The sequence below is a fragment of the Streptomyces caatingaensis genome (assembly GCF_001187435.1).
Lineage (GTDB): Bacteria > Actinomycetota > Actinomycetes > Streptomycetales > Streptomycetaceae > Streptomyces > Streptomyces caatingaensis.
In genome coordinates this window covers 206,593-222,592 of sequence record NZ_LFXA01000011.1, presented here as the reverse complement: position 1 = coordinate 222,592, position 16,000 = coordinate 206,593, and the positions used below count along the sequence as shown (strand labels likewise).

At 74.6% G+C, this 16,000-nt stretch carries 14 protein-coding genes; 3 read left to right on the top strand and 11 right to left on the bottom strand.

Features of this window, described 5'->3' with window-relative positions; genetic code table 11:
• Positions 1-111: 111 nt before the first annotated feature.
• From smc to AC230_RS18470, 3 genes are all read right to left on the bottom strand, one after another.
• On the bottom strand, positions 112-3,654 hold the full coding sequence (smc, locus tag AC230_RS18480; protein WP_049717380.1) for a chromosome segregation protein SMC: 3,543 nt from the start codon (positions 3,652-3,654) through the stop codon (positions 112-114).
• 270 nt (positions 3,655-3,924) lie between these two features.
• Positions 3,925-4,131: a hypothetical protein gene (locus AC230_RS18475; RefSeq protein ID WP_004944922.1), complete on the bottom strand. Its 207-nt coding sequence runs from the start codon at positions 4,129-4,131 to the stop codon at positions 3,925-3,927.
• A 395-nt stretch (positions 4,132-4,526) separates the two neighbouring features.
• On the bottom strand, positions 4,527-4,808 hold the full coding sequence (locus AC230_RS18470) for an acylphosphatase (protein ID WP_049717379.1): 282 nt from the start codon (positions 4,806-4,808) through the stop codon (positions 4,527-4,529).
• 158 nt (positions 4,809-4,966) lie between these two features.
• Between AC230_RS18470 and AC230_RS18465 the strand changes: the two genes are divergently transcribed.
• Positions 4,967-6,346 carry a CAP domain-containing protein gene (locus tag AC230_RS18465; protein WP_241833269.1) on the top strand — a complete coding sequence of 460 codons (1,380 nt, stop codon included), beginning with the start codon at positions 4,967-4,969 and terminating at the stop codon, positions 6,344-6,346.
• Here the strand turns inward: AC230_RS18465 and mutM are convergent.
• The 8 genes from mutM to rpmB form a co-directional block, all read right to left on the bottom strand.
• Positions 6,340-7,236: a bifunctional DNA-formamidopyrimidine glycosylase/DNA-(apurinic or apyrimidinic site) lyase gene (gene mutM / locus AC230_RS18460; RefSeq protein WP_049717377.1), complete on the bottom strand. Its 897-nt coding sequence runs from the start codon at positions 7,234-7,236 to the stop codon at positions 6,340-6,342. The two genes, AC230_RS18465 and mutM, sit on opposite strands and share 7 nt — an antisense overlap.
• A gap of 76 nt (positions 7,237-7,312) precedes the next feature.
• Positions 7,313-8,116 carry a ribonuclease III gene (gene rnc, locus AC230_RS18455; RefSeq protein ID WP_049717376.1) on the bottom strand — a complete coding sequence of 268 codons (804 nt, stop codon included), beginning with the start codon at positions 8,114-8,116 and terminating at the stop codon, positions 7,313-7,315.
• A 19-nt stretch (positions 8,117-8,135) separates the two neighbouring features.
• A complete protein-coding gene (gene rpmF, locus AC230_RS18450) occupies positions 8,136-8,309 on the bottom strand; it encodes a 50S ribosomal protein L32 (RefSeq protein ID WP_003951102.1) in 174 nt (57 codons plus the stop codon).
• 2 nt (positions 8,310-8,311) lie between these two features.
• A complete protein-coding gene (locus AC230_RS18445) occupies positions 8,312-8,908 on the bottom strand; it encodes a YceD family protein (RefSeq protein WP_198535557.1) in 597 nt (198 codons plus the stop codon).
• A gap of 209 nt (positions 8,909-9,117) precedes the next feature.
• A complete protein-coding gene (locus AC230_RS18440) occupies positions 9,118-10,209 on the bottom strand; it encodes a cell division initiation protein (RefSeq protein ID WP_049717374.1) in 1,092 nt (363 codons plus the stop codon).
• 127 nt (positions 10,210-10,336) lie between these two features.
• A complete protein-coding gene (coaD, locus tag AC230_RS18435; protein ID WP_078871359.1) occupies positions 10,337-10,849 on the bottom strand; it encodes a pantetheine-phosphate adenylyltransferase in 513 nt (170 codons plus the stop codon).
• Positions 10,846-11,487, bottom strand: a complete 642-nt coding sequence (gene rsmD / locus AC230_RS18430; RefSeq protein ID WP_277816916.1) for a 16S rRNA (guanine(966)-N(2))-methyltransferase RsmD — start codon at positions 11,485-11,487, stop codon at positions 10,846-10,848. Before rsmD ends, coaD begins: the two co-directional genes overlap by 4 nt.
• Positions 11,488-11,610: 123 nt before the next feature.
• Positions 11,611-11,796 carry a 50S ribosomal protein L28 gene (gene rpmB / locus AC230_RS18425; RefSeq protein WP_004942804.1) on the bottom strand — a complete coding sequence of 62 codons (186 nt, stop codon included), beginning with the start codon at positions 11,794-11,796 and terminating at the stop codon, positions 11,611-11,613.
• A gap of 265 nt (positions 11,797-12,061) precedes the next feature.
• Here rpmB and AC230_RS18420 point away from each other — a divergent pair, with 265 nt between their 5' ends.
• Both AC230_RS18420 and recG read left to right on the top strand, forming a co-directional pair.
• On the top strand, positions 12,062-13,714 hold the full coding sequence (locus AC230_RS18420) for a DAK2 domain-containing protein (protein WP_049717371.1): 1,653 nt from the start codon (positions 12,062-12,064) through the stop codon (positions 13,712-13,714).
• A 96-nt stretch (positions 13,715-13,810) separates the two neighbouring features.
• The gene (gene recG, locus AC230_RS18415) at positions 13,811-15,988 is read left to right on the top strand and encodes an ATP-dependent DNA helicase RecG (RefSeq protein ID WP_078871358.1); all 2,178 of its coding nucleotides are present in this window, start codon (positions 13,811-13,813) and stop codon (positions 15,986-15,988) included.
• Positions 15,989-16,000: the final 12 nt, after the last annotated feature.

Below are 16,000 nucleotides of genomic sequence, written 5' to 3'. Positions count from 1 at the left end.
CATTTAGCGAAGTCAATACTTTGTGACGAAGAACCGATTCCAGCGAATGGGACAGTTTGAGTTCAACACTTGAAGTTGATCTTTGAGGGCCCGATCCGACCGGCCCTCCGATCACTTCAGCCGCTGGCTGACCACCTTGGAGACGCCGTCGCCCTGCATGGACACCCCGTACAGCGCGTCCGCCACCTCCATCGTCCGCTTCTGGTGCGTGATCACGATCAGCTGCGAACTCTCCTGGAGCTCCCGCATGATCCGGATCAGCCGCTGGAGGTTGGTGTCGTCCAGCGCCGCCTCCACCTCGTCCATCACGTAGAACGGGCTCGGCCGCGCCTTGAAGATCGCCACCAGCAGCGCGACGGCCGTCAGCGACCGCTCCCCGCCCGAGAGCAGGGACAGCCGCTTGACCTTCTTGCCCGGCGGCCGGGCCTCCACGTCCACGCCGGTGGCCAGCATGTCGTCCGGGTCGGTGAGGACGAGCCGGCCCTCGCCACCGGGGAAGAGCCGCGAGAAGACGCCCTCGAACTCCCGGGCCGTGTCGTGGTAGGCCGCCGTGAAGACCTCCTCGACCCGCCGGTCCACGTCCTTCACGACCTGGAGCAGGTCGGCGCGCGTCTTCTTCAGGTCCTCCAGCTGCTCGGAGAGGAACTTGTGCCGCTCCTCCAGCGCCGCGAACTCCTCCAGCGCCAGCGGGTTGACCTTGCCCAGCTGCTGGTACGCCCGCTCGGCCGCGCGCAGCCGCTTCTCCTGCTCGGCCCGGACGTACGGTACCGGGGCGAGGCCGCGCGGCTCCTCCCCCTCCGCGGGCGGCGACGGCGGGACGGGCTGGTCGGGCCCGTACTCGGCGGCCAGCGCGCCCGGTTCGATCCCGAACTCCTCCAGCGCCCGCGCCTCCAACTGCTCGATGCGCAGCCGCTTCTCGGCACCGAGGACCTCGCCGCGGTGCACCGAGTCCGTGAGTTTGTCCAGCTCGGACTTGAGCTCGCGGGCCCGGTTGCGCCCGGCGGCCAGCTCGGCCTCCCGCTCGGTGCGCGCGACCTCGACGGCCTGCCGCTCCTCGTCGGCCCGCACCAGGGAGACCTCCACACGGGCCAGCAACTGCCGCGCGGCCGCCGCGACGGCGCCCGCGACGCGCGCCTCGTGGCGCAGCCGGGCGCGCCGCTGCTCCGCGCGCGCCCGTGCCTCGCGTTCGGCGCGCGCCGCGCGGTCGAGCGAATCCGCCCGTCCGGCAAGGGCCTTGACCCGCTCCTCGTGGGTCCGCAGCTGGAGGCGTGCCTCCATCTCGGTCTGCCGGGCGTTGGCGCCGTCGGCGGCGAGCCGGTCGCGGACGGAGGTGTCGGGCTCGGCCGGCTCGTCCTCGTCGCCGAGTTCCTCGGCGGCGGCCAGCCGGGCGGCCAGTTCCTCGGCCTCCTCGCCGGCGCGGGCGAGGTCCTCCTCGGCGCGGGCCGCCGCGGCCGCCGCCCGCTCGGCCTCGCCGGCCGCGGCCCGCGCCTGGCCGGCGAGCCGGCCGAGGTCCTGGGCGAGCCGGGACTTCTCCCGGTCGGCCGTGCTGCGCAGCGCGGACAGCTCCTCGACGAGCGCCGCGCACCGCGCGCGCTCCTCGGCCGCGGCCTGCTGGGCAGCGGTCAACTCCGCGCAGTGCACGTCCAGTTCGGCCAGCTCGGCCGCCGCCTCGTCCACGGCCGCCTGGATCTCCAGCAGGCTGGGGGCGCCGCCGGAGCCGCCCTGGGCCAGGTGGGCCGCGAGCACGTCGCCCTCGGCGGTGACGACCGTCAGCCCCGGGTGGGCGGCGACGGTGGCCTCGGCGTCCTCCAGGGTGTCCACGACGACGACGTCGCGCAGCAACCGCCGTACGGCGGGCAGGAGTTCGGGGGGACCGGAGACGAGGCCGCCGACGGGACGGAGCCCGGCGGGGCGGTCGGCGGGCGGCGGCTCCGGCGCACCGCCGAGCAGGAGGACGGCCCGGCCCGCGTCCTCCTTCTTCAGCAGGCGCAGCGCCTCGGCGGCGGCGCCCGGGCCGGTGACGGCGACGCCGTCGGCGGCCGCGCCGAGGGCGGCGGCCACGGGGAGTTCGTATCCGGGGGCGACGGTGAGGAGTTCGGCGGCGGGCCCGAGGAGGCCGCCCAATCGTTCCTTCGCCGACAGCAGCGCGCCCGTGCCGTCCTTGCGGCGCAGTCCGAGGGCCAGGGCGTCGTGACGGGCGGTGACGGCGGCCCGCCGCCGGTCGGCGGCCGTGGCGGCCTCGCGGGCGGCGGTGAGCGCGGCGTCGGCGGCGGCCAGTTCCTCCTTGGCGCGCTCCAGGCGGGCGGCCAGTTCGGCGTCGCCCTCCTCGGCTCCGTCCGCCTCGGCGCGCTGGAGCTCGTACGCGGCCTGCGCGGCCGCCGCGCGCTCGCGTGCCTCGTCGCGGGCGAGGGCCAACCGGCCGGACTCCGCCTCGGCGGAGGCCACCCGGCCGCGGGCGGCGGTGACCCGGCCGTGCAGCCGGGCGAGCTGTTCGCGCCGGTCGGCGAGGGCGCGGGCGGCGTCGCGCAGCCGGCGCTCCTCGTCGGCCAGTCGGCGTTCGAGCTCGGCGCGGTGGGCCGAGGTGTCCTCCAGGGCCCGCCCGGCCGCCTCCACGGCGGCCTCCAGCTCGGCCTCCTGCTCGCGGACGCGCCGCGCCTCGCGTTCGAGGTCCTCGGGGTCGCGGCCGCGCCGCTCCTCGTCGGGGGCGGTGGTGGCGCTGGTGACACGGGCGTCGGCGAGGCCGATGGTGCCCCGCACCCGCTCGGCGAGCCGGGAGAGCTCGTGCCAGGTCTGCCGGGCGGCGGCCAGCCGCGGGGTCAGCTCCTCGACCTGCCGTTCGAGGGCCGCCTCGCGCTCGGCGGCGGCACGGAGTTCGGCCTCGGCGGCGTCGCGGCGGCTCTTGAGCGCGGCCTCGTCGGCGAGCTCGGCGCGCAGCGCCTCGCGCAGGGTGACCAGGTCGTCGGCGAGCAGGCGCAGCCGGGCGTCGCGCAGGTCGGCCTGGATGACGGCGGCCCGGCGGGCCACCGCGGCCTGCCGGCCCAGCGGTTTGAGCTGGCGGCGCAGCTCGTCGCTGAGGTCCTGGACGCGGGCGAGGTTGGCGCGCATCGCGTCGAGCTTGCGGAGCGCCTTCTCCTTGCGCTTGCGGTGCTTGAGGACGCCGGCGGCCTCCTCGATGAAGGCGCGTCGGCCGGCCGGGTCGGCGTGCAGGACGGAGTCGAGCTGGCCCTGGCCGACGATGACGTGCATCTCCCGGCCGATGCCGGAGTCCGACAGGAGCTCCTGGATGTCCAGGAGGCGGCAGGTGTCCCCGTTGATCTGGTACTCGCTGCCGCCGTTGCGGAACATCGTCCGCGTGATGGTGACCTCGGCGTACTCGATGGGCAGCGCGCCGTCGGAGTTGTCGATGGTGAGGGAGACCTCGGCGCGGCCCAGCGGCGGGCGGCCGGTCGTCCCGGCGAAGATGACGTCCTCCATCTTGCCGCCGCGCAGCGACTTGGCGCCCTGCTCGCCCATGACCCAGGAGAGGGCGTCCACGACGTTGGACTTGCCCGAGCCGTTGGGGCCCACGACGCAGGTGATGCCGGGCTCGAAGCGCAGGGTCGTGGCGGACGCGAAGGATTTGAACCCGCGCAGGGTCAGGCTCTTGAGGTGCACGCGGAAGGACTCTACCGTCCGGCCCTGCCGCGTCCCCGGCCCGTGGGACCTTCCGGCGAGCCGCCGCCGGACACGGCCGGTGGCATGGTTTCACCCCGGAAGGTGCAGGGCACATGTTGCGATGTGGGACGGGGGGAGAACACCGATGGACGACCAGGGCAACGCCGAGGGCCGGCACCGCGAGACGACGAAGGGACGCCGGAGCGTCCCTTGCAGATTCTCGAGCGGCTGACGTTGCAGCCCGACCGGGCCCCCGGGGCAGGGCGTAGGTCAGGCGAGCGCAGGCTCCGCCTTGGATACGTCGATGCTGTCGAGCAGCGAGTCACCACGGTGAGCGGCGGCAGACAGCGCGTCGTTCTCGGCCTGCATCCGGATGAGCTCGGATTCCAGGTCCTGCACTCGCTGCTGAAGCCGTCGCATCTCGGAGAGGACTCGGGGGTCGGAGCCGCCGACGTAACCGAGAAGCGCCTTTGCCATGATGGATGGTCCTCCACACTGAGTGACCGACCGAAGCGGTGTGGGTCGTGAGGGATTCGCACCCGCGGTGCTTGCCATCGCTACTGCCATGTTTCAATGCCAAACAGCTAAGGTGCGCGGGGCTTCCAGAGTCTCACCAAAAGGTTTGACGGTCAACACGATCACGCCCCGTATCGGCGGGCGTCCCGGGGTGCGCGGCGGCCGAACGGCGGCGCTTTCCTCGACCGGGCCCGGAGGGGGCGTGGAGATCATCCGTTGAGAGGCAGCCTTCCATGGCCGGGCCCTCTTGGCAACCATCAGGTATGACCCGGGCCGCGCATATGTCATCGACATATGAACGGCAGGGCGGGTTCCGCCGTTCTCCGCATTCCCCCCGCCATTCCCCCTCGTCCCCGTCACCGGATCTCGAAACCGTCGTATCCGCCGCGCGGGTCGCCCCAGATCTCCGTCACCCCGTCGACCCGGCCGGGCGTGTCGCCGTCCCGCAGCCAGGCGAGCAGACGTTCGCACTCCGGTCTCGGGCCCTCCGCCACCACCTGCACCCGGCCGTCCGCGAGGTTGGACGCGAAACCGGTCAGGCCGCCGATGCCCAGGGCGTTCTCCCGGGTGAACCAGCGGAACCCCACACCCTGCACATGACCACGAACCCAGGCAGTAAGTCGGACACAGTCGTTCATGTCTGCACGCTAACCGGCCAATTGGATAAGCAGCACTTCGGCCCCACCCTCCATGCCGTACAGTCGCGGCTCGAAAAGACTCCCCCGTACGAGTGATGCACCGAGACGCCGAACGCGTAGGAAGGCAGCGGATGGGTCGCCATCGACGCTCTGCCCCCGTGACCTCCGATGAAGCGGCAGCCGGCCCCCGGGCGGCCAGGGAACCCCTGACGAGCGAGACGACCGCACACCTCGACCCCGCCGAAGCACCCACCGTCCCCCTCCCCGTCGTGGGACCGGAGCGCCGCCCCCGCGGCCCCGGGCGCCACCGCAGCCCGCACCGGGCCGTGCGGGGGGACCTCACCCCGGAAGACACCGTCGAGCAGCGGAAGCCCGCCGCACCGGCCGCGGCCCCGCCGTCGCCCGAGGCGCCCTCCGGCCCCCCGGCCGGGCCCCCCGCCACCGCACCGGCCGCGGCACCGGCACCGGCACCGGCACCGGCACCGGCCAAGACCTCACCCCCCAAGACCTCACCCCGGGCATCGGCCAAGGCATCGGCCGCACCCCCCTCCAAGGCGTCGCCCAAGGCGGCCAGGCCCTCCAGGGCGAAGGCGCCCGTGCGGACCGGGCTGCTCGGGGCCTCCGCCGCCATGGCGATGGGCGCCGTGGCGATGGTCTCGGGCCTGCTCCCCGGCAATCCGCTGTCCGTCGGCGACAGCAGCGGCGGCGGCCACGGCGGCGCCAGCGGCCAGGTCCGCGCCGACGCGCCCCTCGACGTCCCGACCGCCGCGCGGCAGGAGAAACCGCCGGCCCCCCGCCACTTCGGCCCCACCGTCCCGGCCTCGCGGCCGGAGGCCGTGGGCGGCCGGTCCTACGAGCGGCAGGCCGGCCCGGCCGCCCCCGCCGCACGCGTCACCCCGGCCGTCGCGCGCCCCACCCCTCCCCCGTCCTCCCCGACCCCGTCCCCGTCCTCGTCCTCTCCCGCGCCGCCCGCCACGGTCCGGGCCGGGACGCCCGGCGCGGGCCTCCCCCACCGGGCCGGGCCGGCCGGCCCGCCCTCCGGCCGCGAGGCACCGCACCAGGCCGCCGCGGCCGCCGCGTCGGCCTCCGTCTCGGCGGCGGTGCCGGCGCCGCCCGCCGCGGCCGGTGACGAACCCGCGGCGCGGGTGGCGGACGGCCTGCGCGGTTCCGCCGCCCGCACGGTGGTCGCCCTCGTCAACGCCGAGCGGGCGAAGGCCGGCTGCCGGCCGCTGCGCACCGACGTGCGGCTGTCCGCGCTGGCCCAGTCGTTCAGCGAGGACATGGCGCGGCGGGGCTTCTTCGACCACACCGACCCGGACGGCCACTCCCCCTGGGACCGGGCCACCCGCCGGGGCATCAGAAACCTCGGCGGGGAGAACATCGCCCGGGGCCACCCCGATCCGCACACGGTGGTGGAGGCGTGGATGCGCAGTGCCGGCCACCGGCAGAACATCCTCAACCACGAGTACCGGTCGCTCGGCGTCGGCGTCCACCACGGCCCGGGCGGCCCCTGGTGGACGCAGGACTTCGGCTACTGACCCCGTACGAGCGGCGCGCCGCCGGGCCGCGGGCGCGGCGGCCGCTGGCAGCGCGGGCAGAAGTAGCTGGACCGGTTCATCCAGGGGCTGCGGCGCATCGGTGTGCCGCAGCGGCGGCAGGGCTCGTCCTCGCGTCCGTAGGCGTCCAACGACCGGTCGAAGTAGCCGGATTCGCCGTTGACGTTGACGTAGAGGCTGTCGAAGCTGGTGCCGCCGACGGCCAGGGCCTCGTTCATGACCTCGCGGATGTGGGTCAGCAGCTCGGCGGTGCGCGGCCGGGTGAGGGTCGCGGTCGGCCGGTCGTAGTGCAGCCGGGAGCGCCACAGCGCCTCGTCGGCGTAGATGTTGCCGACGCCGCTGATCAGCGACTGGTCGAGCAGGGCGCGCTTGATCGTGGTGCGCCGGCGGCGCAGCGCCAGGTGGAAGGCGGCCTCGTCGAAGGCGGGGTCCAGCGGGTCCCGGGCGATGTGCGCGATCACGTCGGGGAGCGCCTCGGCGCTGCCCGGCACGGTCCCGTGGAGCGAGAGCCCGCCGAAGGTGCGCTGGTCGACGAAGCGCAGCTCGGTGCCGAGGTCGTCGGTGAAGCGGACGCGGACGCGCAGGTGCTTCTCGCCGGGCGCGTCCTCGGGCTGGACGAGGAGCTGGCCGCTCATGCCGAGGTGGGCCAGGACCGACAGCCCCTCGGTCTCCAGCGGCAGCCAGAGGTACTTGCCCCGGCGGCGCGCGGGACCGAGCCGCTGCCCGGTGAGCCGGGCGGCGAAGTCGGCGGCTCCGGCGGGGTGGCGCCGGACGGCCCGGGGGTGGAGCACCTCGACGCCGGCGACGGTGCGGCCGCACACCCAGGTCTCCAGACCGCGCCGGACGACCTCGACCTCGGGCAGTTCGGGCACGCTCTTCCTCCGTGGGGTGTCGACAGGAAAAACGGCCGGCCCGGGACGCGTGGTGCGCCCCGGGCCGGCCGGTGGTTCAGCGGGAGGAGTCCGCCACGTCCTTCGACGCGGCCTCCTGCGCCGCCTTGGCGCGGGCCTCGGCCGCGCCGTGGATCGCGCGCCAGGCGGACTCGGCCGCCTGCTGCTCGGCTTCCTTCTTGCTGCGGCCGGTGCCGGTGCCGTACTCGACACCACCGACGCGGGCAGCAGCCGTGAAGGTCTTCTCGTGGTCGGGCCCGGTCTCGGTGACCAGGTACTCGGGAACCCCCAGTCCCTCCGTCGCCGTGAGCTCCTGGAGGCTGGTCTTCCAGTCCAGGCCGGCGCCGAGGTTCGAGGACTTCTCGATCAGCGGGTCGAAGAGCCGGTGCACCAGCTCCGCGGCGGCGTCCAGCCCCTGGTCGAGGTAGACGGCGCCGATCACGGCCTCGAGGGTGTCCGCCAGGATGGACGCCTTGTCGCGTCCCCCCGTGCCCTCCTCGCCGCGGCCGAGCCGGATGAAGGATCCGAGGTCGAGACCCCGGCCCACCTCGGCCAGCGCCCGCGAGTTGACCACCGCGGCCCGCAGCTTGGCCAGCTGGCCCTCGGGCAGGTCGGGGTGCTTGCGGTACAGCGTGTCCGTGACCACCAGGCCGAGGACGGAGTCACCGAGGAACTCCAGCCGCTCGTTGGTGGGCAGACCGCCGTTCTCGTAGGCGTAGGAGCGGTGGGTCAGCGCACGCACCAGAAGGGCGGTCTCGAGTCGGTACCCGAGCCGCCCTTCCAGAAGCGTGAGAGACGAGGCTGCGTCCTGTGGCGCCTGTGCATTCCCGCGGGTGCGGGACGGCGTGGTGGCGTCTGACATGAAGCCTGTCACCCGCCGATCAGACCTCGAGGACCTGGCGCTTGTTGTAGGTGCCGCAGCTCGGGCACGCGATGTGCTGCTGCTTCGGCTCGTGGCAGCGCTCGCACGCCACGAGAGTGGGGACCGCAGCCTTCCACTGCGACCGGCGGTGGCGCGTGTTGCTGCGCGACATCTTCCGCTTCGGAACAGCCACGGCTACTTCTCCTGTGAGTCATCCCCGGCGGACCGGGGTGCGTTGTCCTTCTCGCCGTCCTGGTCGGAACCGGCGAGTCCCTGCAGTGCCGCCCAACGAATGTCGACGGTCTCGTGATGGTGGTCCGGCTCGTCCGCCAGCCGCGCCCCGCACTCGGAGCACAGACCGGGGCAGTCCTCCCGGCACACCGGCTGCAGCGGCAGTGCGAGCACCACCGCGTCGCGCAGCACGGGTTCGAGGTCGAACAGGTCGTCCTCGAGGAAGAGCATGTCCTCCTCGTCGTCCTCGGCGTCGTCGTCCGCGGCCGCGATGCGGCCCCGGGCGTCGGCGTCGGGGTAGGAGTACATCTCCTGGAAGTCCGCTTCGAGCTCGCGCTCGATCGGCTCCAGACACCTTACGCACTCCCCGGTGAGCGGCGCACGGGCGGTGCCTGTGACGAGCACCCCTTCCATGACCGACTCCAGACGGAGGTCGAGCTCCACGGTCGCGCCCTCGGCGACTCCGATGACCTCGATACCGAGGTCCGCGGGGGCCGGGATGGAGCGGGAGAGCCGCTTCAGCGCACCGGGACGCCGCCCCAGCTCGTGTGTGTCGAACACAAGAGGGGAACGGTGATCGAGGCGGGCGTTCAGGGCTTCCTGCTTTCTACGCTGCGGGCGGCGGCCGCACACGGGCACACCGTGCGGTGTACCGAGGGCAGCCCGGATCGCGGGACGTACGCGCGACCGAAGAGCCAGGATACTGGACGGTCCGCGATCGGCCCAATCCGCGCCCCCGGTCCGCCCCGGTCAGGGGCGCGGGGCGGGGCTCAGCGCCCCTGTTCGTACCGGCGGAGCTGTTCGAGGTCGATCATGCCGGTGTCGAAGAAGCTGGTCTCGTCGAGCGCGCCCCCGGCGCGCGGCGCCTGCTGCCCCTCCGGTTCCCGCCCCTGCTGCTGGGGGTACGCGCCGTAGCCCTGGGCGCCGCCCTGCCAGGCGTACGGGTCGGCCTGCTGCCCGTAGCCGCCCGCGGCGTACGGGTCCGCCTGCTGCGGGAACTGCTGCCAGGCGTAGGCGCCCTGCTGCTGCGGCTCGTGGGCCCCCTGCGGGCCCTGCGGCTCCTGGGGCGGGTAGGCGGGCGCGGGCGGCCGGTAGCCGGCGTACTCCGGCGCGGGGGGCCCGTCCTGGGCGGGCGACTCGGCCAGTCCGGCCAGGAAGTCGGCGTCGCTGGTGGGGTGCCCCACGGCGGGGGCCTCCTGGCCGGCCAGGGCGCCCAGCGCGTCGGTGGGGCGGGCGCCCAGCAGGTTCTCCCGGCCGCGGCCCACCGCCTCCAGGGTCTTGGCCAGGACGGCGGAGACCGCCCCGAGCTTGGCGTCCACGTACGCGTCGGCGCCCCGCCGCCGCGCGTCCGGGCCGTCGCCGGGCCCGGGCAGGGCCGCCGCGTCCGGGTCGTCGGTGCCGTCGGGGCGGGAGCCGTCGCCCAGGCCGAGCAGCTTCTCGCGGCCGCGCTCGACCGAGCCGCGGGTCTTGGTGAGGACGACCTCGAAGTTGGCCAGCTTGCTGTCCACGTAGTCGTCCGCCTCGGCGCGGATCGCGGCGGCCTCCCGGCGGGCCTCGGCGAGGATGCGCTCGGCCTCCTCGCGGGACTCCCGGGCCACCTCCGTGTCGGAGATCAGCGAACCGCGGTGGGCCCGGGCCGACTCGAGGATCCGCTCGGCCTCCTCGCGGGCCTCGGCGACCAGCTGCTCCCGGTCGCCGATGAGCTCCCGCGCCTGCGCGAGCGAGCCGGGCAGGGCGGCGCGCAGCTCCTCCAGGAGGGCGAGCAGCTCGGCCCGGTTGATGACGCAGGAGGCCGACATCGGCATCGAGCGGGCGCCGGCGACGGTCGCGACGATCTCGTCGAGCTTCTTCTGTACGTCCACCTGACGATCGCCACTCTCTTCCGGCTGTGATGGCTGTGAAGCCGTGAACGGCACGACTGTACGGCCCGCGCCGCCCGCCCGGCAGGCACTGACGGACCGTCAGATGCGCGGACGGCGGCGGGCCCGGTCAGCGGCGGGCGAGCCGCTCGGTGAGGGCCTCCAGCACGGGCTCCGGCACCAGGTGGGAGACGTCGCCGCCCCAGGCCGCGACCTCCTTGACCAGGCTGGAGGAGAGGAAGCTGTAGGTGGGGTTGGTGGGGACGAACAGGGTCTCGACGCCCGAGAGCCCGTTGTTCATCTGGGCCATCTGCAGCTCGTAGTCGAAGTCGCTGACGGCCCGCAGCCCCTTGACGATGGCGGGGATCTCGCGCTGCTTGCAGAAGTCGACGAGGAGGCCGTGGAAGGACTCCACCTCCACGTTGCCGTACTCGGCGGTCACCTCGCGGAGCAGGTCTATCCGCTCCTCGACCGTGAACAGGCCCTGTTTCGATTTGTTGATCATCACGGCCACGTGCACGACGTCGTACAGCCTGGAGGCACGGGCGATGATGTCGAGGTGTCCATTGGTGACGGGGTCGAACGACCCCGGACAGACGGCGCGGCGCAACAACGGTGGTTCCTCGCTCTCCGGTCCATTCATGGCGTGTCCGGGCCGGCGGTGCCGCCCTCGTACGCCGAGGCGGCGCGACCGTACCAAAGCGTGCCCTCGCCGTAGCGACGGGCCCTCAGCCCCTCGAACCCCTCCGGCCAGCGGAATTCGCCGCCCCTGGTGCCGCGCTCCACGGTGAGCAGCGCCTCGTCGGCCAGCCAGCCGCCGGCGCGGAGTGTGAGGAGGATCTCGCGGACCTCGTCATCGGTGACGGCGTACGGGGGGTCGAGGAAGACCACGTCGTACGGGCCGCCGGGCGCCACGGGTCCGGCCGCGACCTGCTCCGCCTTCCCGGCCCGGACCTCGGCGCCGGGCAGGCCGACGACGCGGACGTTCTCCCGGATCACCCGGACCGCGCGGGCGTCGGCCTCCACGAGCAGGGCGTGCGCCGCGCCGCGCGAGAGCGCCTCCAGCCCGACGGCGCCCGAGCCGCCGTACAGGTCGAGCACCCGGGCCCCCTCCAGCGAGCCGAGCAGCGCCGACCAGGTCGAGAACAGGCCCTCGCGCGCCCGGTCGGAGGTGGGGCGGGTGCCGGTGCCCGGCGGCACGGCGAGGCGGCGTCCGCCGGCGGTTCCGGCGATCACGCGGGTCATGGGGGCTGGGTCCTTTGCGGGGCGGGTGGGACGGATGCGGTTGCTGTGCCCTCAGCGTAGGCGCTGCGCCGGACGCGCAGCGTCCGGGCAAACGAAAAGCCGGCCCCGTAGCCGGGACCGGCTGTGCAACCGAAAGGCTGCGCCACTGGCGAGAAGCCGCTAGCGCGAGACCTTGCCGGCCTTGATGCACGAGGTGCAGACGTTGAGCCGCTTCGGCGTCGCACCGACCTTCGCACGCACCCGCTGGATGTTGGGGTTCCAACGGCGGGAGGTACGGCGGTGCGAGTGCGAGATGTTGTTGCCGAAGCCCGGCCCCTTGCCGCAGACGTCGCAGTTGGCAGCCACGGGTTACTCCAAAGACGGGTCGTCCCCGCTCTCGCGGGCACGACAGGCACGTACGGTGAATCCCTGCGTGCCGAGATCTCAGTGAGTGACCGGCAGTGTCAGGGGGATGGCCTGACTCTCATCAGGCAACCGGAGCAGCATACAACGACCGCTCCAGGACAACGAAACTACCATGACCGGCCCGGATCCCGCCCGTCCGGGCCCCCAGGGGCCCCGGCACGGCTAGGGTGCCCAGCGTTGTTCACAGCCGACGGGAGGAGCGCAGGTGGGGCGATCGCTGGACGCCGGCGCGGTACGTGCCTGGTGCGCCCTGGCGCTCGACGCGCTCGGCCGCGCGCGCGAGGAGATCGACGCGATCAACGTCTACCCCGTGGCCGACGGCGACACCGGGACCAACCTCTACCTGACCGTCGAGTCCGCCGTCCGCGCCGTGGACGCCGTCTTCGACGCCCACGCCACCGCGGGCCCGGCCTCCCGCCCGGGGCTGCCGGAGGCGGTCCGGGCGATGGCGCACGGCGCCCTCATAGGCGCGCGCGGCAACTCCGGCACGATCCTGGCGCAGCTGCTGCGCGGCATGGCCGAGGTCCTGGCGGCGGCCGGTGACGGAGATCACGACGGCGCGGCGGCGGGCGGGCTGCTGCGGCGGGCGCTGCGGCGGGCGGTCGAGTCCGCGTACGAGGGCGTGGCCCGGCCCGTCGAGGGGACGATCCTCACCGTCGCGGCGGCGGCCGCGGCCGCCGCGGAGCGGTCCGGCGGCGACGCCACCGCCGTGGCGCGCGCCGCGCACGCCGAGGCCCGTACGGCCCTGGAGGCCACCCCCGGCCAGCTCGACGTGCTCGGCCGGGCCGGGGTGGTCGACGCGGGGGGCCGGGGTCTGGTCGAGGTGCTGGCCGCCCTCTCGGGCGCGCTCGGCGGCAGCGGCGTGCCGGTGCCGCCCAAGGCGCCCGCCGCGCGGCCGTGGCGGGCCGGCGGCTGCCCGGCGGACACCGGCGGGGGCCCGGGGCCGGGCGACGGGCCGGCCTTCGAGGTGATCTATCTCCTGGACGCGGACGAGGCCGCCGTCGCCCGGCTGCGCGCCCGGCTGGACGTCCTGGGCGAGTCCCTGGTGGTCGTCGGCGGCGACGGGCTGTGGAACGTCCACGTCCACGTGGACGACGCGGGGGCCGCGGTCGAGGCCGGCATCGAGGCCGGCCGCCCGCACCGCGTCCGCATCACGCACTTCGGCGCCGCGGAGCGCTCCCGCGTCCCCGAGCGCGTGCAGCGGGCCGTGGTGGCCGTCGTCCCGGGCGAGGGGCTGGCCGGGCTGTGCGCCGGGGCCGGGGCGACCGTGGTCGCCGTCCGGCCGGGCGAGCCGCCCGCCAGCGGCGAGCTCGTCGAGGCCGTGCGGCGCGCGCACGCGCACGAGGTGGTGCTGCTGCCGAACGACGCCGACCTGCGGCACACGGCCGCCGCCGCGGCCGAACAGGCGCGCACGGAGGGCGTGCGGGTGGCCCTCATCCCCACCCGCTCCCCGGTCCAGGGCATCGCCGCCCTCGCCGTCCACGAGCCCGGCCGGCGCTTCGACGAGGACGTCGTCGCGATGACGGCCGCCGCCGGCGCCACCCGCTACGCCGAACTGGCCGTCGCCGAGCGCCAGTCCTGGACCATGGCCGGCGTCTGCCAGGCCGGGGACGTCCTCGGCCTGATCGACGGGGACGTGGCCGTCATCGGCGAGGACCTGGCCGCCACGGCCGCGACCGTCCTCGACCGGATGCTCGCGGCGGGCGGTGAGATGGTCACCCTCGTGCTGGGGGCCGGCGTCCCCGACGCCCTCGCCGAGCGGCTGGAGCGGCACGTCCGCGCCGGCCACCTCGCCGTGGACACCGTGGTCTACCGGGGCGGACAGCAGTCGGCGGCGCTGCTGATCGGCATCGAGTAGCCGGCGCTGTCGGGGGTTGTCGGTGCCCTGGTGTGGAATGGGTACGTGCCCGGATCCCGACGTCCGGGCCCCGGACCAGCGGGCCCAGGAGAAGACGTGCTCGACGAACCCCTCAGGAACCTCCTCGGCGGCACCACCGCGAAGGTGATGGCCGAGCACCTCGGCCTGCGCACCGCCGGCGACCTGCTGCACCACTACCCGCGCCGCTACGCCGAGCGCGGCGAGCTGACGCGCCTGTCCGACCTGCCGCTCGACGAGCACGTCACGGTCGTCGCCCAGGTCGCCAAGGCGGCCATGAAGACCTTCAACCAGGGCCGGGGCGTGCGCCTGGAGGTCGTCGTCACCGACGGCAGCGGCTCCCTGACGCTGGTCTTCTTCGGGCGCGGCGCCTACGCGCGGGAGAAGGAGCTGGTGCCCGGCCGGCGCGGCATGTTCGCCGGCAAGGTCTCGCTCTTCCACCGCACCCGCCAGCTCCTCCACCCCGACTACGAGCTGCTGGACGGCGACAGCGGGGCGGACGCCGCCGAGGAGTTCGCGAACCGGCTGCTGCCGCTCTACCCGGCGTGCAAGCAGGTCCAGTCCTGGAAGATCGCCAAGGCGGTGGACGTGCTGCTGGCCCACTTCGAGGCCGACGGCTGGCGCGGCCTGGTCGACCCGCTGCCGGACGCGCTCCGCGAGGGCCGCGGCCTGGCCGCGCTGCCGGACGCGCTGCGCAAGGTCCACCGCCCGCGCACCAAGGCCGACATCCAGGCCGCCCGCGACCGGCTGAAGTGGGACGAGGCGTTCGTCCTCCAGGTCGCCCTGGCCCGCCGCCGGCACGCCGACGGCCAGCTCCCCGCCGTGGCCCGCAAGCCCGTCGCGGACGGCCTCCTGACCGCCTTCGACGCCCGGCTCCCCTTCACCCTCACCGAGGGCCAGCGCAAGGTCTCCGCCGAGATCTTCGACGACCTGGCCACCGAGCACCCCATGCACCGGCTGCTCCAGGGCGAGGTCGGCAGCGGCAAGACGCTGGTCGCCCTGCGGGCCATGCTCGGCGTGGTCGACACCGGGGGGCAGGCGGCGCTGCTCGCGCCCACCGAGGTCCTCGCCCAGCAGCACCACCGGTCGATCACCGGGATGATGGGCGACCTCGCCGAGGGCGGCCTGCTGGGCGGCGCGGAGCGGGGCACCAAGGTCGTCCTGCTCACCGGCTCCATGGGCGCGGCGGCCCGCCGCCAGGCCCTCCTCGACCTGGTCACCGGCGAGGCGGGCATCGTGGTGGGCACCCACGCCCTGATCGAGGACAAGGTGCGCTTCCACGACCTCGGCCTGGTCGTGGTGGACGAGCAGCACCGCTTCGGCGTCGAGCAGCGCGACGCGCTCCGCTCGAAGGGCGGACAACCGCCCCACCTGCTGGTCATGACCGCGACGCCCATCCCGCGCACGGTCGCCATGACCGTCTTCGGCGACCTGGAGACGTCCGTCCTGGACCAGCTCCCCGCCGGCCGCTCCCCCATCGCCACCCACGTGGTGCCCGCCAAGGACAAGCCGCACTTCCTGACCCGGGCCTGGGAGCGCGTGCGCGAGGAGGTCCAGGGCGGCCACCAGGCGTACGTCGTGTGCCCGCGCATCGGCGACGAGGAGGAGAAGCCGTCCGCCGCCGGCGAGGTGGACGACAAGCGGCCCCCGCTGGCCGTCCTCGACGTCGCCGAGCGGCTGGCGAAGGGGCCGCTGGCCGGGCTCCGCGTCGAGGTGCTGCACGGGCGGATGCAGCCGGAGGCGAAGGACGACGTCATGCGGCGCTTCGCCGCCGGCGAGGTGGACGTGCTGGTGGCGACCACCGTGATCGAGGTCGGTGTGAACGTCCCCAACTCCACGGTCATGGTGATCATGGACGCCGACCGGTTCGGCGTCTCGCAGCTGCACCAGCTCCGCGGGCGGGTCGGGCGGGGCTCCGCGCCGGGCCTCTGCCTCCTCGTCACCGACGCGGGCGCGGCGAGCCCGGCCCGCGCCCGGCTGGGCGCCGTCGCCGCCACGCTCGACGGCTTCGAGCTGTCCCGCATCGACCTGGAGCAGCGCCGCGAGGGCGACGTCCTCGGCCAGGCCCAGTCGGGGGCGCGCTCCTCCCTGCGGATGCTCACCGTCATCGACGACGAGGAGGTCATCGCGGCGGCCCGCGAGGAGGCGACGGCCGTCGTGGCCGCCGACCCGGCCCTCGACGGCCTGCCCGCCCTGCGGACGGCGCTGGACGCCCTGCTGGACGCGGAGCGGGAGGAGTTCCTGGAGAAGGGGTGAGCCCCACGGCGG